Origin of the sequence: Streptomyces sp. NPDC001787 (assembly GCF_040297465.1) — a bacterium.
In the GTDB taxonomy this organism is placed as follows: domain Bacteria; phylum Actinomycetota; class Actinomycetes; order Streptomycetales; family Streptomycetaceae; genus Streptomyces.
Genome location: NZ_JBEOZE010000020.1, coordinates 108,923 through 126,929 on the forward strand (window position 1 = coordinate 108,923; position 18,007 = coordinate 126,929).

Annotated in this window: 10 protein-coding genes; 3 read left to right on the forward strand and 7 right to left on the reverse strand. The window is 73.2% G+C overall.

Going from position 1 to position 18,007, the window contains the following annotated elements:
- Positions 1–21: 21 nt before the first annotated feature.
- Complete coding sequence (locus tag ABT170_RS25625) at positions 22–2,241, reverse strand: ATP-dependent DNA helicase UvrD2 (protein ID WP_329946193.1); 2,220 nt, start codon at positions 2,239–2,241, stop codon at positions 22–24.
- A complete protein-coding gene (locus ABT170_RS25630) occupies positions 2,238–2,447 on the reverse strand; it encodes a hypothetical protein (protein ID WP_351871077.1) in 210 nt (69 codons plus the stop codon). Before ABT170_RS25630 ends, ABT170_RS25625 begins: the two co-directional genes overlap by 4 nt.
- Here ABT170_RS25630 and ABT170_RS25635 point away from each other — a divergent pair.
- A complete protein-coding gene (locus tag ABT170_RS25635; protein ID WP_329946195.1) occupies positions 2,446–2,700 on the forward strand; it encodes a mycoredoxin in 255 nt (84 codons plus the stop codon). The two genes, ABT170_RS25630 and ABT170_RS25635, sit on opposite strands and share 2 nt — an antisense overlap.
- A gap of 146 nt (positions 2,701–2,846) precedes the next feature.
- Here the strand turns inward: ABT170_RS25635 and nudC are convergent, their stop codons facing one another.
- The 5 genes from nudC to ABT170_RS25660 all read right to left on the reverse strand — a co-directional run bounded on the left by nudC (position 2,847) and on the right by ABT170_RS25660 (position 13,138).
- Entirely contained in the window at positions 2,847–3,803 is a 957-nt protein-coding gene (gene nudC, locus ABT170_RS25640) for an NAD(+) diphosphatase (protein ID WP_329946196.1), read from the reverse strand.
- 44 nt (positions 3,804–3,847) lie between these two features.
- Positions 3,848–5,254, reverse strand: coding sequence for a dipeptidase (locus ABT170_RS25645; RefSeq protein WP_329946197.1), 1,407 nt, complete (start codon positions 5,252–5,254; stop codon positions 3,848–3,850).
- Positions 5,255–5,264: 10 nt separating this feature from the next.
- Complete coding sequence (locus ABT170_RS25650) at positions 5,265–8,732, reverse strand: ATP-dependent helicase (RefSeq protein ID WP_351871082.1); 3,468 nt, start codon at positions 8,730–8,732, stop codon at positions 5,265–5,267.
- 152 nt (positions 8,733–8,884) lie between these two features.
- The gene (locus ABT170_RS25655) at positions 8,885–12,382 is read right to left on the reverse strand and encodes an ATP-dependent helicase (protein ID WP_351871085.1); all 3,498 of its coding nucleotides are present in this window, start codon (positions 12,380–12,382) and stop codon (positions 8,885–8,887) included.
- A 249-nt stretch (positions 12,383–12,631) separates the two neighbouring features.
- Positions 12,632–13,138 (reverse strand): MGMT family protein, encoded by a 507-nt coding sequence (locus ABT170_RS25660; protein WP_329946200.1) that lies wholly within the window; start codon positions 13,136–13,138, stop codon positions 12,632–12,634.
- 221 nt (positions 13,139–13,359) lie between these two features.
- On the opposite strand from ABT170_RS25660, the gene ABT170_RS25665 reads away from it, so the two are divergent.
- The gene (locus tag ABT170_RS25665; protein ID WP_329946201.1) at positions 13,360–16,167 is read left to right on the forward strand and encodes a lysylphosphatidylglycerol synthase domain-containing protein; all 2,808 of its coding nucleotides are present in this window, start codon (positions 13,360–13,362) and stop codon (positions 16,165–16,167) included.
- A gap of 235 nt (positions 16,168–16,402) precedes the next feature.
- On the forward strand, positions 16,403–18,001 hold the full coding sequence (locus ABT170_RS25670) for an alpha/beta hydrolase (protein WP_351871090.1): 1,599 nt from the start codon (positions 16,403–16,405) through the stop codon (positions 17,999–18,001).
- Positions 18,002–18,007 lie beyond the last annotated feature (6 nt).

Sequence of the window (18,007 nt, forward strand, 5' to 3'; positions counted from 1 at the left end):
TATTTTCTCGATGAGTTTTCCTCACTGCTCCCCGTCCCCCTTCACGCCCTCCTCATCCACCGCTTCACCTGCGCAGATGGCCAGCACATCGGCCCCGAAGCGGATCAGCTTCCGGTTGCCGACTCCGGCGATGACGACCAGCTCGCCCTCGCTGCCCGGGACCGCCTCGGCGATCGCCATCAGGGTCTTGTCGGTGAACACGCAGTAGGCGGGCTGCCCCAGTTCCTTCGCCTGGCCCGCGCGCCAGCCGTGCAGGCGCTCGTACAGCGCCTCGTCCATGTCGGACGGGCAGTCCTCGCAGCGCATCAGCTTCATCTCACCGGCCTCGGTCAGCGTCCTGCCGCAGACCCGGCAGCGCACCGGGCCCCGGTGCTTCCGCCGGACCACCGGCGCCCGACCGCCGCCGGCCGTACCGGAGCCGCGGTCGATGCCGCCCGCGCCCCCCGCACCGCCGCCCCGGACGCCGGGCGTCGCGGAGCCGGGCCGCAGCCCGTTGAGGAAGCGGCTCGGACGACGGCTCGCGCGACCGCCGGGCGAACGGGAGACCGCCCAGGACAGCGAGAGGTGGAAGCGGGCCCGGGTGACCCCGACGTACAGCAGGCGCCGCTCCTCCTCGACCTGCTCGTCGGTCTTGGCGTACGCGATCGGCATCATGCCCTCGGTGAGGCCGACCAGGAACACGGCGTCCCATTCCAGGCCCTTCGCCGAGTGCAGTGAGGCGAGGGTGACGCCCTGGACCGTGGGGGCGTGCTGGGCCGCGGCCCGTTCGTCGAGCTCCATGACCAGGTCGGAGAGGGTCGCCCCGGGCCTGGCCGCCTCGAAGTCCTCGGCGAGCCGTACCAGCGCGGCCAGGGACTCCCACTTGTCCCGCACCGCTCCGGAGCCGGCAGGCGGCCTGCTGGTCCAGCCCTTGGTGGAAAGCACCGCACGCACCTGGGAGGGCAGGCCCTCCGCCGGGTCGAGCAGCGAGTCGTTGCCCCCGGCGCGCGCCGCGCCCCGCAGCGCCATGCCCGCCTCCCGTACCTCCGCGCGCTCGAAGAACCGCTCCGCTCCGCGCAGCTGGTAGGGCACACCCGCGTCCGCGAGCGCCTGCTCATAGACCTCGGACTGGGAGTTGACCCGGTAGAGCACGGCGATCTCACCGGCCGGGACGCCCGCGGCGATCAGGTCGCGGATACGGCGGGCGGTTCCCTCGGCCTCGGTGGGTTCGTCCGCGTACTCCGTGTAGGAGGGTTCGGGGCCCTTGTCGCGCTGCGAGACCAGTTCGAGCCGGTGCTCGGCCGCCTTGCCGCGGGCGTGGCTGAGCAGGCCGTTGGCCAAGTGGACGACCTGCGGGGTGGAGCGGTAGTCGCGCACCAGCTTGACCAGCGTCGCGTGGGGATGGCGGGTGCGGAAATTCAGCAGATGATCGGGGGTGGCTCCGGTGAAGGAGTAGATCGTCTGGCTGGCGTCGCCCACGACACACAGATTGTCCCGGTCGCCGACCCACAGGTCGAGCAGACGCTGCTGGAGCGGGCTGACGTCCTGGTATTCGTCGACCACGAAGTGCTGGTACTGACCGCGCACATGGTCGGCGATGTCGTGCCGGTCCTGGAGGATGCCGACGGTGAGGAGGAGCACGTCCTCGAAGTCGATCACCGAGCGGTCGCGCTTCAGCTGCTCGTACATCGCGTAGATCTGGGAGAGCTCCGCCGGGTCGCGCGGGGCGTCCCGCTGGGTCTTGGCGACCGCAGCCGGGTAGTCGGCGGGCACGGTCTGGGTGACCTTGGCCCACTCGATCTCGCTCGTGACGTCCCGCAGCTCATTGCGGTCGAGCCGGATCTGGCAGCGGGCCGCCGCCTCGGCGACCAGCTGCACCTTGCGTTCCAGCAGCCGGGGCAGCTCGCCACCGACTACTTTCGGCCAGAAGTACTGGAGCTGGCGCAGCGCCGCGGAGTGGAAGGTCCGGGCCTGCACCCCCGTGGCGCCGAGCTGCCGGAGGCGGCCCCGCATCTCCCCCGCGGCCCGGTTGGTGAACGTGACGGCGAGCACGGTCGTCGGCTGGAGGATCCCGGCCCGCACCCCGTACGCGATGCGGTGCGTGATCGCCCGCGTCTTGCCCGTACCGGCTCCGGCCAGCACACACACGGGTCCGTGCAGGGCCAGGGCCACCTCGCGCTGCTCGGGGTCGAGCCCGTCGAGCACCGCGTCCGGCGACTCGGGAACCTGGGGGAAGAGGGTGGAGTGCGTTGCTGCTGTCACCCCGCCATGCTGCCAGGTCGCACGGGGCGGGCGCGGAAGTTGTCCACAGGGGTGGTGTTTCTGTCGTACTGGTCCCCGGGCTGCCGGCCCGCCGTCGCGGGAATGGTGGGCGGGTCCCGTGCGTTCAGATCGTGCGGGAACCACATATTTTTTCGGCCGCCGGCTTGTGCGGCGAGCCGGACGAGACAGAGGAGCACCAGCGACATGCCGGGCACTGTGACGATGTACAGCACCACGTGGTGCGGCTACTGCCGCCGGCTGAAGGGCCAGATGGACCGCGAAGGAATCGCGTACACCGAGGTCAACATCGAGCAGGACCCGGAGTCGGCGGCCTTCGTCGAGAAGGCGAATGGCGGAAACCAGACGGTTCCGACGCTTCTCGTCGTCGCGCCCTCCGGCACCGAGTCGGTCATGACGAACCCCTCGCTGGCCCAGGTGAAGCAGGCCCTGGCCGCCTGACGCTCCGGCGTCGGCGCCCTCGCCGGCTCCACCGGTCTGCCCCCTTCGGCCCCGCCGTAGGGGGCAGACGTGTGCCGGGGGGCGGTCGGGTTCCGGGCGGGGCGTGCTCCGCCGCGTCGGCCGGGAGAGAACCGGCCCGGCCCGGCTCAGTCCTTCCGGGTCGCGGCTCCCGGCCTGGGCAGCGGCTTGCCGTACCAGAGCTCGATCAGGCGGGCCGCGATCGAGATGCCGAACGGGGGCAGGATCTCGCCCGACTCGAAGGCGGCCGTGAGGTCCTCGCGGGAGAACCAGCGGGCCTCCTCGATCTCCTCGCCGTCCACATTGATCTCCGACGAGGTCGCCCGCGCCATGAAACCGAGCATCAGGCTGGACGGGAAGGGCCAGGGCTGGCTGGCGATGTACTCGACCTCGCCGACCGTGACGCCCGCCTCCTCGTACACCTCGCGCGCCACGGACTGCTCGATCGACTCCCCCGGCTCCACAAAACCGGCGAGCGTCGAGAAGCGGCCCTCCGGCCAGTGCACCTGGCGGCCGAGCAGGGCACGGTCCTGGTCGTCCGTGACCAGCATGATCACGGCCGGGTCGGTACGCGGGTAGTGCTCCGCGCCGCAGGCCTGGCAGCGGCGGATGTGCCCGGCCGCCGCGATCACGGTGCGCTCTCCGCAGCGGGAGCAGAAGCGGTGCAGACGCTGCCAGTTCTCCAGGGCGACCGCGTGCACCATCAGGCCCGCGTCGCGGGGGCCGAGGAGCAGTCCCGCCTCGCGCAGACCCGCCGGGCGCGCCGACTGGTCCATGCGGCCGGGCAGGGAGTCCTTCTGCAGCGCGAAGTAGCTGACGCCGTCCTCGTCGGTGCCGAGGAAGTAGCGGTGGGTCTCGGTGACCGGGGCCTCGAAGGCCGGAGTCATGACGATCTCGGTGCCGCCGTCGGCGGTGTCGTCGATCAGCACCTGCCCGCCCGAGACGACGAAGACCCTCGTCGTCGGGTGGCTCCAGGCGACGGACAGCCAGGCCTCGTCGAGGCGGTGATGTGCCGCGCGGTCGATGCCGCTGGGCGCGGTGAGACCGATCGGGCGGTCTGCGGTGGCGTTGTCGAAGGTGCTCACAGGTGCTTCCTACTCCCCCGGGATGGATCGGGTGTTCAGAGGATTCAGCGGAGTGCCGCGGGCAGCGAGCCCCTCAGCTCGTCCCACAGATGGGCGGTCGTCTCCACACCCTTGAGCAGAAGATCCAGTTCGACCTTCTCGTTGGGGGCGTGCCAGCCGTCGGACGGCACGGAGATGCCGAGGAAGAGGACGGGAGCGCCGAGGACGTCCTGGAGGTCCGCGGCCGGGCCCGAGCCTCCTTCACGGGTGAAGAGGATCTTCTTGTCGAAGGCCTTGCCCATCGCGCGGGCCACGGCCTGGAGGGCCGGGTGGTCCAGCGGGGTCAGACAGGGACGGGTCGCGGGCGAGAACGTGATGCGGTGCCGGACGCCCTCCGGGATCCGCGCCTCCGCCCAGGCCCGCACCGCCTGCTGGACGTGCTCCGGCTCCTGGCCCGCGACCAGCCGGAAGCTGATCTTCACCATGGCCGAGGAAGGGATGATCGTCTTGCTGCCCGCGCCCTGGTAGCCGCCGCCGATGCCGTTGACCTCGGCGGTGGGGCGGGCCCAGACGCGCTCCAGGGTGGAGTAGCCGGCCTCGCCGTGCGCGGCCCGCGACCCTGCCGTGCGCAGCCAGGTGGCCTCGTCGAACGGCAGCTCGGCGAAGAGGGCCCGCTCGGTGTCGGTGAGCTCCGCCACACCGTCGTAGAAGCCGGGGACGGCGACGCGTCCCTGATCGTCGTGGAGGGCCGCCACGAGGCGGGCGACGGCGGTCGCCGGGTTGGGGACGGCACCGCCGAACGAACCGGAGTGGATGTCCTGCGCGGGGCCGTGCAGCTCGATCTCGCACTCGGCCAGGCCGCGCATCCCGGTGCAGACGGTCGGGGTCGTCTCGTCCCACATGCCGGTGTCGGAGACGATCACCGCGTCGGCGGCGAGGCGGGCGGCCCGCTGTTCGGCCAGGGCGCGGAAGTGCGGCGACCCCGACTCCTCCTCGCCCTCGATCAGGAACTTGAGGTGGACGGCGGGGCTGGTCCGGCCGGTGACGGCGAGGTGGGCCCGGACACCCAGGGTGTGGAAGAACACCTGGCCCTTGTCGTCGGCCGCGCCGCGCCCGTACATCCGGCCGTCGCGGATCACCGGCTCGAACGGGTCGGTGTCCCAGCCGTCCTCGCGGGCCGCGGGCTGCACATCGTGATGGCCGTAGACGAGGACGGTCGGCGCGTCCGGGTCGTCGGAGGGCCATTCGGCGAAGACCGCCGGGGCGCCGGGGGTCTCCCAGATCTCGGCGACCGGGAAGCCGGTCTCCTTGAACGTGGCGGCCAGCCACTCGGCGCTGCGCCGTACGTCCCCGTCGTGCTCCGGCTGCGCGGATACGGACGGGATGCGCAGCCACGCGGCGAGGTCGTCGAGGAAGGCTGTGCGGTGCTGCTCGATGTACGTACGGACGGCGCTGTCCGGGGTGTCGCTCATGCTGTTGAGCCTATCGGCCCTGCGGGGGTGGCTCGTCCAGGAGGAGCCGCTCCAGCTCGGCCCGGCCCGGCAGCCCGGTGGGGCGGACCTTCTCCCCGCTGCGTACGTAGAGGAACGTCGCGGTGACCGAGTCGAGCGGCAGACCGTGCAGCTCCGCCCAGGCGAGGCGGTAGACGGCGAGCTGGAGCGGGTCGGCCGTGCGGTGGCGGCCGGTCTTCCAGTCGACGATCTCGTACGTGTCATCCGTGCGGTAGACCGCGTCGATACGGCCCCGGATCACCCGGCCCGCCAGCGTGATCTGGAACGGGGTCTCCACTCGGTACGGGGTGCGGCGGGCGTACTCCGTGCGACCGAACGCCTCCTTGAGCGCGGCGAGGTCCCGTTCGTCGGCGATCTCCGTGTCGCGCCCGTCACCGCCGGGCAGTTCGTCCGGGCCGAGCATGGGCAGCGGCAGCTCCTCGAACCGGGACTCGACCCAGGCGTGGAAGCGGGTGCCGCGGCGGGCCGCGGGCTGCGGCGGGCGCGGCATCGGCCGGGCCAGCTCCTGGGCGAAGGCGTCGGGGTCCTCGGCCAGGCGCAGCAGCTGGGTGGCGGAGAGCGACGCCGGTACGAGGACATCGCGCACGGTGGCGCGGGCGCGGCGCAGTTCGCCCGCCAGGGCGTCCAGGTCCCGGTCCCAGGAGGCGAGGGTTCGCGACTCCTCCGGGGTGAGCGTGGCCGGGCGGACCGGGTCCCCGTCGTCACCGTGGCGCGCGGCGGGGACGTGCGGGGCTTGAGGGCGCTCGGCCGGAAGGTCGTCCCAGTCCAGGTCCACGTCCCAGTCCACGTCCACGTCCACGTCCACGTCCGCGTCCACAGCCGCGTTCTCCCCTGCGAACGGGTCGTCGTACGGGTCCGGGAACGGGTCGTCGAAGGACGGCTCGGAGGGGATGTCGTCGGCCGGGGGTACGGAGCCGCCGGCAGCGGTCAGGGACTCCAGGTGGGCCAGCACCGTGTCCCGGGCGGCGCGGCGGCGGGCCAGCGCGACGCCGTCCAGCGGGAGCGGCCAGGCCTGATCGGTGTCCCGCTCCGCCAGCGCCGGGTTCTCCTCGTCGTCGGCCGGTTCGTCCGCCCAGGCCTCGATCTCGCCGTATCCGGCGGCGCAGTGCTCGTACAGGGCGTGGAGGAAGGCGGACGGGCCGCGCGTCCTCTTCTGGGTCGGCCCCCACCAGTGGCCGGAGCCGAGAAGCAGTTTGCGGGGGCGGGTGAAGGTGACATAGCCGAGGCGGAGCTCCTCGGTGTGCTGGTGCTCCTTCATCTCCTCCTTGAACGCCTTGAGGCCCTTGGCGTCGAAGGAGGGAATCTCCGGAAGGGTGGCCGCGTCTCCGCGCAGGGCGTGCGGCAGGACCTTGGACTGCGAGGTCCAGGCGTCCCGCGACTGGGTGCTGGGGAACTGTCCGGTGACCAGTCCGGGCACGGCGACGACATCCCACTCCAGGCCCTTGGACTTGTGGGCGGTGAGGACCTTGACGGTGTTCTCACCGCCGGGCAGGGCGTTGTCCAGGCCCTTCTCGTACTGCGCGGCGGTGCGCAGGAAGCCGAGGAAGGCCAGCAGGGTGGCCTCGCCGTCGAGGGCCGCGAAGCCCGCCGCCGTGTCGAGGAAGTTGGCGAGGGTCTCGCGGCGGCGGGCGGCGAGGGCCTGCGGGGAGGCGGAGAGCTCGACTTCGAGGCCCGTGGCGGCGAGGACCCGGTGCAGTACGTCCATGAGGGGATCCGCCAGCGAACGCCGCAGATCGCGCAGCTCCCGGGCGAGGTGGGCGAAGCGGACGCGGGCCTCCGCGGAGAACGGCAGTCCGTCGTCCTGGCCGTCGCCCGTGACCAGGAAGGTGTCCAGGGCGTCGGCGAGCGAGATCACCTCGGCCGGGTCGACGCCTTCGACGGCCTCCGCGAGGCGGCGGTCGGGGTCGAAGTCCTCGTCGTCGGCGTGGGCGGCGTGGTGGACGAGCAGGCGGGCCCGACGGCCGAGCAGCGCGAGGTCACGGGGCCCGATCCGCCAGCGCGGTCCGGTGAGCAGCCGGACCAGGGCGGCGTTGGCCCCCGGGTCCTGGAGGACTTCGCAGACGGCGACGAGGTCCGCGACCTCCGGCAGGTGCAGGAGTCCGGAGAGGCCGACGACCTCGACCGGGATGTCGCGGGCGACGAGCGCGGCCTGGATCTGCGGGAAGTCCCCGGCGGTGCGGCACAGGACGGCGATCTCGCCGGGTGGTGTGCCCGTCCTGACGAGATGGGCGAGCGAGTCGGCGAGCCAGTCGATCTCTTCGGTGTGGGTGGGCAGCAGGGCGCAGCGCACCGTGCCGTCGCGCTCGGCCCCGGGGGCGGGGCGCAGTGCCTCGACGCCTTCGTGCATGGCCCGCAGCGGGTCGGCGAGGCCGTTGGCGAGGTGCAGGAGACGGCCGCCGCTGCGGCGGTTCTCGCTGAGGCTGTATCGGGTGGCGGGGGTGCCGTCGCGGTGCGGGAAGTGGAGGGGGAAGTCGTCGAGGTTGGCGACGGAGGCGCCTCGCCAGCCGTAGATCGCCTGGCAGGGGTCGCCGACCGCCGTCACCGCGTGGCCGGTCGCCCCTTCGGGGCCGTTGCCGAAGAGCGCGGAGAGCAGCAGGCGCTGGGCGACGGAGGTGTCCTGGTACTCGTCGAGCAGGACGACCCGGAACTCCTCGCGGAGGAGGGCGCCGGTCTCGGGCCGGGTGAGGGCCAGCTCGGCGGAGAGGGCGATCTGGTCGCCGAAGTCGAGGAGGTCGCGGCCTCGCTTGGCGGTGCGGTACCGCTCGGTCAGTCCGAGGAGCTCGCGGCGGGCCTCGGCCGTCTCGGGGATCTTGCGCAGCTCGGCGTTGGTGAGCCTGGCCGTCTCCAGCGTACGGAGGAGGCCGGTGTCGTAGTGCGCGAGCTCCTCGGGGCGTACGAGGTGTTCGGCCAGCTCGGCATCGAGGGCCAGCAGGTCGCTGACCAGGGTGGGGAACGACCTGGTCAGCGCCGGATACGGGCCGGGGGCCTCGCGCAGCACCCGGGCGGCGAGCTGGTAGCGGGTGGCGTCGGCCAGGAGGCGGGTGGTGGGTTCGAGCCCGATGCGCAGACCGTGTTCGGTCAGGAGACGGCCGGCGAAGGCGTGATACGTGGAGATGCTGGGCTCGCCCGGCGGATGGTCGGGGTCGATGGTCTCCGGGTCGGTGACCCCGGCGGCGACCAGGGCCTTGCGGACCCGTTCGGACAGCTCGCCCGCCGCCTTGTTGGTGAAGGTCAGGCCGAGGACGTGCTCGGGGGCGACCTGCCCGGTCCCGACCAGCCAGACCACGCGGGCCGCCATCACCGTGGTCTTCCCCGACCCTGCTCCGGCCACGATCACCTGCGGGGCGGGCGGCGCCGTGACGCAGGCCATCTGCTCCGGGGTGAAGGGAATCCCCAGCAGCTCCTTGAGCTGCTCGGGATCGGTGAGACGTGAGGACACCCCAGAACCGTAACCGGACACACTGACAACGTCCGGACACAACTGACGACCTGCGGGTCCTCCCGCGCGCCCGATCCCCTGCTCCCGCTGATCCCGCTGCTCCCCTGCGCCCCCGCTCCCCTGCCCCCTGCTCCCTGCTCCCTGCTCCGCGACTACTCCACGACCTGGCGGCCCTCCGGCTGCGCGCCGCACGAGGCCCGGAAGGCGCAGTGGGCGCAGTGCGTGCCGGTCGTGGGCGTGAACCGTTCGTCCAGGACCCGGCCCGCGGCCGTCGCCAGCAGGTCGGAGACCCACTCGCCCGACAGCGGTTCCTGGGCCTGGACCTTGGGCTGGGCGTCGCCGCCCTCCTTCTTGGGGGCGGGCTGGCGCAGCTGGACGAGTTCGGCGCCGCCGGAGTCCGGCCGCCGCCCGTCGAAGACATCGTCGAGGGCGCCTTCCCGGACGGCCAGCTGATACACGGCCAGCTGGGGGTGGGCGGCCACCTCGTCCTTCGTGGGTGACTGTTTGCCGGTCTTGAAGTCGACGACGTACGCCCGGCCCTCGGCATCCTGCTCGACCAGGTCCATGGAGCCCCGGATGCGGACCGCGTACTCACCCGCTTCGAGCGTCACGTCGAAGCCGTGTTCGCTGGCCGCGGGGGTGCGGCCGGCCCGGTCCAGGACGTGCCAGCGCAGGAAGCGTTCGAGGGCGGCGCGGGCCTGGCCCTTCTCCTGCTCGGACTTCCACGGCGCGTCGAAGACCAGCCCGTTCCAGACGGAGTCGAGGCGTTCCATGAGGACGTCCAGGTCGGCGGGGGTACGGCCGGAGGCCACTTCGTCCGCGAGTACGTGGACGACGTTGCCGAAGCCCTGCGCGGCGGTCGCCGGGGCGTCCGCCTTCACCTCGCGCCCCAGGAACCACTGGAGGGAACAGGTGTTGGCGAGCTGGTCGAGCGCGCTGCCGGAGAGCGCGACGGGCTGGTCGCGGTCGCGCAGCGGGACGGCGGAGCGGGTCGGCTCGTACAGGCCCCACCACCGGTACGGATGGGCCGCGGGGACGAGCGGCTGGCCCTCGTCGTCCGTGAGCGCGGCGAGCCGCGCGAGCCGGTGGGCGGCGGCGTCGCGCAGGGCCTCGGAGGCATCGGGGTCGACCGTCGTGGCGCGGAGTTCGGCGACGAGCGCGGCGACGGCGAGAGGGCGGCGGGGCCGGCCGGTGACATCGCGGGGCTCGACCCCCAGCTCGGTGAGGAAGCGGGACGGCTGGTCGCCGTCGTCGGCGGGCGCCTTGACGGCGGTGACGACGAGGCGCTCGCGGGCACGGGTCGCCGCGACGTAGAAGAGGCGGCGTTCCTCGGCGAGAAGGGCACCGGGCGTGAGGGGTTCGGCGAGGCCGTCGCGGCCGATCCGGTCCGCCTCCAGCAGGGAACCCCGGCGGCGCAGGTCGGGCCAGAGCCCCTCCTGCACCCCGGCGATGACGACCAGCCGCCATTCCAGGCCCTTGGAGCGGTGCGCGGTCATCAGGCGTACGGCGTCGGGGCGCACCGTACGCCCCGACAGGGTGTCCGCGGCGATGTCCTGGGCGTCGACCTCCTCCAGGAAGTTGAGCGCCCCCCGTCCGCCGGTGCGCTCCTCGGCGCGCGCCGCGGTGTCGAAGAGGCCGCAGACGGCATCGAGGTCACGGTCGGCGTTGCGGCCGGCCGCGCCGCCGCGCAGCGCGGCCCGCTCCAGCCTGCCCGGCCAGGGGGTGCCGTTCCACAGGGTCCACAGGGCCTCCTCCGCGGTGCCGCCGCCTTCGAGGAGCTCCCGGGCCTTGCGCAGGAGCGCGCCGAGGCGCTGGGCTCCGCGGGCGTACGCGGGGTCGTGCGTGACGAGGCGTTCGGGCTCGGCGAGTGCGCGGGCGAGCAGTTCCCCGGAGGGCGCGGGCACCCGGTTCCCGGCGGCCCGTTCCTCGTCGCGCAGGGCCCGGCCGAGCCGGCGCAGATCGGCGGCGTCCATGGAGCCGAGGGGGGAGGTGAGGAGGGTGAGGGCCGTCTCGGTGTCCAGCCAGGGCGCCCGTCCCCGGGGGGCGGCGGCACCGACGGCCCGCGCGTCACCCAGGCCGGGAGCCACGTGGGTGCCGGTGCCCGTGCCGGTGTGGGTGTCGGTCGCGGTGTCGGCGTCGGTCGCGGCGTCGCCACCGGCATCCCCGCCACCGGCCTCCCGGCCACCGGTCTCCTCCGCCTCCGTGCCCCCGTCCTCGGCCGGGCTCTGGAGCGCGGCCGTGGCCACGGCGCGCAGCGCGGTCAGGAGCGGGGCGAGCGCGGGTTCATGGCGCAGCGCCACGTCGTCGCCGTCCACCTCCAGGGGCACCCCGGCGGAGGTGAGGGCGCGGCGGACGGCGGGGATCGAGCGGCCTCCGGCCCGTACCAGCACGGCCATCTCGTGCCACGGCACCCCGTCCTCCAGGTGCGCGCGGCGCAGCAGGTCCGCGATGTTGTCGAGCTCCGTGGACGCGGTCGGGTAGGTGTACGTCTCGACGCGTCCGCCCTCGCGGACGGCGGCGAGCTCACGGTGGGCGCGCACCTTCCCCGACGGGAGCCGGGTCAGCGGCATCCGGCGGGTGAGCAGCCGGGTCGCGGCGAGGAGTCCGGCACCCGAGCGCCGCGACGTGGTGAGGACGCCGACGGGGGCGGGCTCCCCGTCCGCGCGCCGGAAGGCTTCGGGGAAGTCGAGGATGCCGTTCACATCGGCGCCCCGGAAGGTGTAGATCGACTGGTCCGGATCGCCGAAGGCGACCAGGGTCCGGCCGCCGCCCCGGCCGGGACCGCGGCCCCGGTTGCCGGCCAGCGCGTGCAGCAGCCGTACCTGCGCCGGGTCCGTGTCCTGGTACTCGTCGACGAACACCGCGTCGTATTGCCCCGCCAGCAGCGCCGACACCTCGGGGCGCTCGGCGAGCAGCACCGCGCGGTGCACCAGCTCCGCGTAGTCCAGGACGCCCTGGGCGTCGAGCACGTCCAGGTACTCCGCGAGGAACTGCGCCGCCGCGCTCCAGTCCGGGCGGCCGGTACGGCGCGCGAAGGCGGCCAGCGCGTCCGGGCCGAGGCCCAGCTCGCGGCTGCGGGCCAGCACCGCGCGCACCTCGTCGGCGAACCCGCGGGTGGTCAGACAGGCCCGCAGCTCGTCCGGCCAGCGGACGTGGGCGAGGCCCGCCTTCTCCAGGTCGAGCTGACCGGCCAGCAGCTCGCGGACGGTGACGTCCTGTTCCGGGCCGGACAGCAGACGCAGCGGATCGGCGAAGAGATCGGCGTCCTGATGGGCCCGTACCAGGGCGTAGCAGTACGAGTGGAACGTGGTGGCCTGCGGGCCCCGGGCGGCGCCGAGCCGGGCCGCCATCCGGTCGCGCAGTTCCACGGCCGCCTTGCGGCTGAAGGTGAGGACCAGGATGCGGGCCGGGTCGGCGCCCGCGGTCACCCGCGCCGCCACCGCCTCGACGAGCGTGGTGGTCTTGCCCGTCCCCGGTCCGGCGAGGACCAGCAGCGGGCCGCCCCGGTGGTCAACCACCGCGCGTTGACTCGCGTCCAGGAGGGGGGGAGCCACGGAGCCCGGCGGGGTACGCACCAGTCGGTACGCGCCCGGGGTCCGCTGCCGTGGTTCACGGTGCGGACTGTGCCGGGTGGAGAAGGAGGAGCTCACGTGGGTCGCCGGTCCTGGTGGGTGTACTGGTGAGGAGAGGGGCGGAGCGTGCCGCGCGTTGACGACGCTACGCCAGCGGTGGCGCGGGAGGCAGCGAGTCCGCTGCGTCTCTCGTCACGTATCGGACGGGCCGTGTCCGAACGGCCGGTGGAGCCGTCCGGGTCCACGGGACCGGCCGGCTCCGTGACGGCGACGCGTTTCCCGTACGGGCCCGGCACCGCCGCTGAGGGGGCCGGATGGCGGAAGCTGTCAGGTGTGAGCTTCTTCGCCCCTGCCCGCACCGCGGGCCTCGTCGCCCCTGCCGGTGACGTCGCCCGTACCGGTGACGCCGGCCGCACCGGTCACGCCGTCCCATCGCGCGTGTCCCATGTCGAGGCGCGGCACATGCCCGGCGGCGCCTCGCGACGCCTCGCGGAGCGGGGTCCCCTCCTCGCGGTAGTGGTCCAGCGCCCGCAGCTCGTGGCCGGGGAGCAGCGCCCCGTCGGCCCGCACCACACGCCACCACGGCACCGCGGAGCCGTACAGCGCCATGACCCGGCCGACCTGCCGCGGGCCGCCGTCACCCAGCCACTCCGCGATATCGCCGTACGTCATGACGCGGCCGGGCGGGATCAGGTCGGCGACGTCGAGGACCCGCTCCGCGTACTCCGGCAGCTCGGCACCGGCCGGTGCGGCGCCGGAGGCGCGCCCGCCCTCCCGGTCCCCGGCCGTCCCGTCCTCGCCCGCCCCGTCTTCGCTCATCCGGTTCTGGCTCATCCGCTCCATCCTGCCGTACGCCACCGACAGTGCCGCCGGATCCGTGTCCGGCCGGACACGGAGCGTGCGAGCAGGCACAAAGGGGCGTATCTTGCGCATCTCACACCTGTGCGATGCACCCTGATGCCCCCCTCTGTCTGCGTGCCGTGCCACCATCATGCGGGCGGTGACCGGTGATACGAGAACACGAAGATCATTCAGAGGCGACGAAGGAGCAGGGCGTGCAGCCACCGAAGGCGGCGGACGCCTCTGATGCCGAGCCGCGCCCCGACGCCCCGGGAACCACCGGGGAAACTCCCCGTGACACCGCCCCGGACGCGACTGCGGCACCGTCACCGGCATCCGACCCCGCGCGCGGGCCGGAGCGGGAGCACCTCGCCGGTTCGACCCTCGCCGGCGCCGGGACGGAGCTGACCGACCGGGTCTCCGGCGACGAGCCGCTGCTGCCCGCCCGGGTGCACCGCCCCTCCGACCTCCTGCGGCTCCTCGTCGGGATCCTCGCGATCGTCGTCCTGTTCACCGTCTCCGCCTTCGCCCAGGGCACCACCACCGGCCTTGAGGACGACATCTCCAAGGGCACGGAGCAGGCCCCCGATCTGCTGATCAAGATCGCCGGGCTGGTGTCCAGCATCGCCGTGCTGCTCGTCCCGGTCGCCTTCGCCATCGAACGCCTGGTCAAACGTGACGGCCTGCGCATCGCGGACGGGGTGCTCGCCGCCGTGCTCGCCCACGGCGTCACCCTCGCCACCGACCTCTGGGTCTCCGGTTCGGCCCCCGGCACCATCCAGGACGCGCTGACCCAGCCACAGCCGGGCGACGGCCTCACCGATCCCGTGCACGGCTACCTCGCCCCCGTCATCGCCTATATGACCGCGGTCGGAATGGCGAGACGGCCGCGCTGGCGGGTCGTGCTGTGGGTGGTGCTGCTCCTGGACGCGTTCGCGATGCTGGTCGGCGGCTACACCACCCCGTTCTCGATCATCCTCACCGTGCTGATCGGCTGGACCGTCGCGTACGGCACGCTGTACGCGGTCGGCTCGCCCAATGTGCGGCCGACCGGGCAGCACCTGATGGCGGGTCTGCGCCACGTCGGCTTCCGGCCGGTCGCCGCGATGCGCGCCGAGGACACCCCCGACAACGCCGACCAGAACGACCGGGGGCGGCGCTATCTGGTCACCCTGGAGGACGGGCCGCCGCTCGATGTGACGGTCGTCGACCGTGAGCAGCAGGCCCAGGGATTCTTCTACCGGGTGTGGCGCAGGCTCACACTGCGCGGCATCACCCAGCGCCGGTCCATCCAGTCGCTGCGTCAGGCCCTGGAGCAGGAGGCGCTGCTCGCCTACGCGGCGATCGCCGCCGGGGCCAACGCGCCCAAGCTGATCGCCACCTCCGAGCTGGGGCCCGACGCGGTGATGCTCGTGTACGAGCACATCGGCGGCCGTTCCCTGGACGCGATGGAGGACGAGGAGATCACCGACGACCTGGTGCGCAGCGCCTGGCGTCAGGTGGAGGCCCTCCAGTCCCGCCGGATCGCCCACCGCAGGCTCACCGGCGACGCGATCCTGGTGGACCGTCACGGCAAGGCGTTCGTCACCGATCTGCGCGGCGGTGAGATCGCGGCCGGGGACCTCGTCCTGCGCATGGACGTCGCCCAGCTGCTCACCACCCTCGGGCTGCGGGTGGGCGCCGAGCGGTCCGTCGCCGGGGCACTCGCCGTGCTCGGGCCGGACGCCGTCGCCGACTCGCTGCCCCTGCTCCAGCCGATCGCCCTGAGCCGCTCCACCCGGGCGGCGCTGCGCAGGATCGCCCGGGAGCGTTCGCAGCGCGAGCGCGACGCGGTGCTGGAGGCCTCCCACGCGGCCAGGCAGCTGCGTACGGGCGACGCCCCGGCCGCCGCGGCGGACGGCGGGGCGGCGGCGTCCGGCGGTGAGCGCAAGGCGGACCGCAAGTCGCTGCGCAACGAGAAGCAGGCCGAGAAGCGGGCCATCGACGATGCGCTGGAGGAGGCCCGAGAGGAGGATCTGCTCACCCAGATCCGCCGTGAGGTGCTGCTGATCCGGCCGCAGGCACCGGTCGAACCGGTCCGCCTCGAACGCATCAAGCCCCGTACGCTCCTCAGCTTCATCGCCGGTTCCATCGCCGCGTACTTCCTGATCTCCCAGGTCACCCAGGCCGACTTCGGCACGGTCGTCGAGGAGGCGGAGTGGGGCTGGGTGGCGGCCGCTCTGGGCTTCTCGGCCCTCAGCTATGTCGCGGCGGCGATGAGCCTGCTGGGCTTCGTGCCGGAACGGGTGCCGTTCGGCAAGACCGTGCTGGCGCAGGTGGCCGGCTCGTTCGTGAAGATCGTCGCTCCGGCGGCGGTCGGCGGTGTGGCACTGAACACCCGCTTCCTGCAACGGTCCGGGGTGCGTCCCGGACTGGCCGTCGCGAGTGTCGGCGCCTCCCAGTTGTTCGGCCTCGGCTGCCACATCCTGCTGCTGGCGCTGTTCGGCTATCTGACCGGTACAGAGAAGACCCCGGACTCGCTCACGCCGTCCCGTACGGTCATCGCCGGACTGCTCACCGTCGCGGTGCTGGTGCTGGTGGTGACCGCGATCCCGTTCCTGCGGAAGTTCGTGGTGACGCGGGTGCGGTCGCTGTTCGCCGGAGTCGTCCCGCGCATGCTGGATGTCGTGCAGCGCCCGCAGAAGCTGCTCACCGGCATCGGCGGCATGCTGCTGCTGACCGGCCTGTTCGTGCTCTGCCTGGACGCTTCGATCCGGGCCTTCAGCGGCCCCGACGTGCCCCAGCTCAGTTACGCGAGCATCGCGGTGGTCTTCCTCGCCGGAAACGCCCTGGGGTCGGCGGCGCCCACCCCGGGAGGCATGGGCGCGGTCGAGGGTGCGCTGACGCTGGGCCTGATCGCGGTCGGCCTGCCGAAGGAGGTCGCGGCGCCCGCGGTGCTGCTGTACCGCGTGATGACGCTGTGGCTGCCGGTGCTGCCCGGCTGGATCTGCTTCAACCAGCTGACCCGCAAGGGCGAGCTCTAGACACACCCCGCCCCGCGCGGCCCGCGCGCCACCCGTCGGCCCGCACCACGCGCCGGAGCACGACCGGCCCGTGCCATCCGCGCCCACGCCATCCTCAGCGCACCACCCGCGCACCACCCGCCGGAGCACGACCGGCCCGCGCCCCGCACACCACCCGCCGGAGCACGACCGGCCCGCACCACCCGCATGGACCGCGCCCCGCGCGCTCCCCCGTGCCCCGCCGCACGATGGGCTCATGAGGACTTCCCCCGCCCTGCGTGCCGCCGCCCTCGCTGCCACCGCCACCGTGCTGCTGCCCCTGGCCGCCTGCTCGGACAGCGACGACAGCGGCGGTACGGACCGGTCCGGGCCCTCGACGGCATCGACCGCCTCACCGTCCTCGACGGCGGAGAAGCTGTCGTCCCAGCAGCTCGACTGGCAGCCCTGCCCGCCCCCGAACGAGGCTCAGGGCGGCGGTGGCTCGCCCTCCCCGCTGCCCGGCGGCGCCCTGTGGGAGTGCGCGTTCATGGACGCGCCGCGCGACTACGCGAAGCCCGACGGCGAGACGCTGGAGCTGGCGCTGGTCCGGGGCAGGGCCAGGAACCAGGAGCGACGGATCGGCTCCCTTCTGTTCAACTTCGGCGGCCCCGGCGCCTCCGGCGTCGCCACGCTCCCCTCCTTCGGCACCGAGTACGAGAAGCTCCGCACCCGCTACGACCTGGTGAGCTTCGACCCGCGCGGGGTCGGCCGCAGCGAGGGCGTCGAATGCGCGGACAACGCGACGCTCGACGCCAGCAACCAGAAGGACGCCACCCCCGACGACGCCGCCGAGGAGAAGGCGCTGCTCGACGACCAGAAGGCGTACATCGAGGACTGCGAGAAGAACTCGGGCGCCGAACTCCCCTTCGTCGGTACGACGAACGCCGCCCGTGACATGGATCTGATGCGCCAGGTGCTCGGCGACGACAGGCTGTACTACTTCGGCATCTCCTACGGCACCGAGCTGGGCGGCGTCTACGCCCATCTTTTCCCCGACCGCGTCGGCCGGGCGGTCCTGGACGCGGTGGTCGACCCCACCCAGGACTCCGCGCAGTCCTCCCTCGCCCAGGCCAAGGGCTTCCAGCTCGCCTTCGACAGCTTCACGGCGGACTGCGCCGGCCGCGACGACTGCGCGCTCCCCGGTTCCACCGGCAAGGAGGTCGAGCAGTGGATCGCCGATCTGCTCGGCCAGTTGGAGAAGGAGCCGGCCGACGGCCTCGGCGACCGGCAGCTGACCCAGACCCAGGCCACCACCGCCATCGCCTCCGCCCTCTACTCCCAGGAGACCTGGCCCCTGCTCGAACAGGGCCTCGACGAGGCGGACGGCGGTGACGGCGCGCTGCTCCTCGCGCTGGCCGACTCGTACAACGGCCGCTCCCAGGAAGGCCATTACGACAACTCGGGCGCCGCCAACATCGCCATCAGCTGCGCGGACTCCAAGCAGCGGTTCTCCCTGGAGCAGACGAAGGCCGCGCTCCCCGAATACCGCAAGGTCTCCCCCGTGTTCGGCGACTATCTGGGCTGGGGGCTGCTGGGCTGCACGGGCTGGCCGGTCGCGGGCGTCTGGGACACCCCGGACGTCAGCGCCCCGGGCGCGCGGCCCGTCCTGGTCATCGGCAACACCGGCGACCCGGCGACCCCGTACAAGGGGGCGAAGGCGATGGCCGAGGAACTGGGCAAGGGCGTCGGCATCCAGATGACGTACGAGGGCGAGGGGCACGGCGCCTACAACAGCGGTGACGTCTGCGTGCAGAGGGCGGTCGACGGATACCTGCTGAACGGCAGGGTCCCGGCGGCGGGGACGGTGTGCGGCTGAGGCCCG

Excerpts from the sequence above, each read along its gene's own strand:
- ABT170_RS25630 (WP_351871077.1), bottom strand. The coding sequence starts at position 2,447 with ATGTCGCTGGTGCTCCTCTGTCTCGTCCGGCTCGCCGCACAAGCCGGC.
- ABT170_RS25645 (WP_329946197.1), bottom strand. The coding sequence starts at position 5,254 with ATGAGCGACACCCCGGACAGCGCCGTCCGTACGTACATCGAGCAGCAC.
- ABT170_RS25660 (WP_329946200.1), bottom strand. The coding sequence starts at position 13,138 with ATGAGCCAGAACCGGATGAGCGAAGACGGGGCGGGCGAGGACGGGACG.
- ABT170_RS25670 (WP_351871090.1), top strand. The coding sequence starts at position 16,403 with ATGAGGACTTCCCCCGCCCTGCGTGCCGCCGCCCTCGCTGCCACCGCC.
- ABT170_RS25635 (WP_329946195.1), top strand. The coding sequence starts at position 2,446 with ATGCCGGGCACTGTGACGATGTACAGCACCACGTGGTGCGGCTACTGC.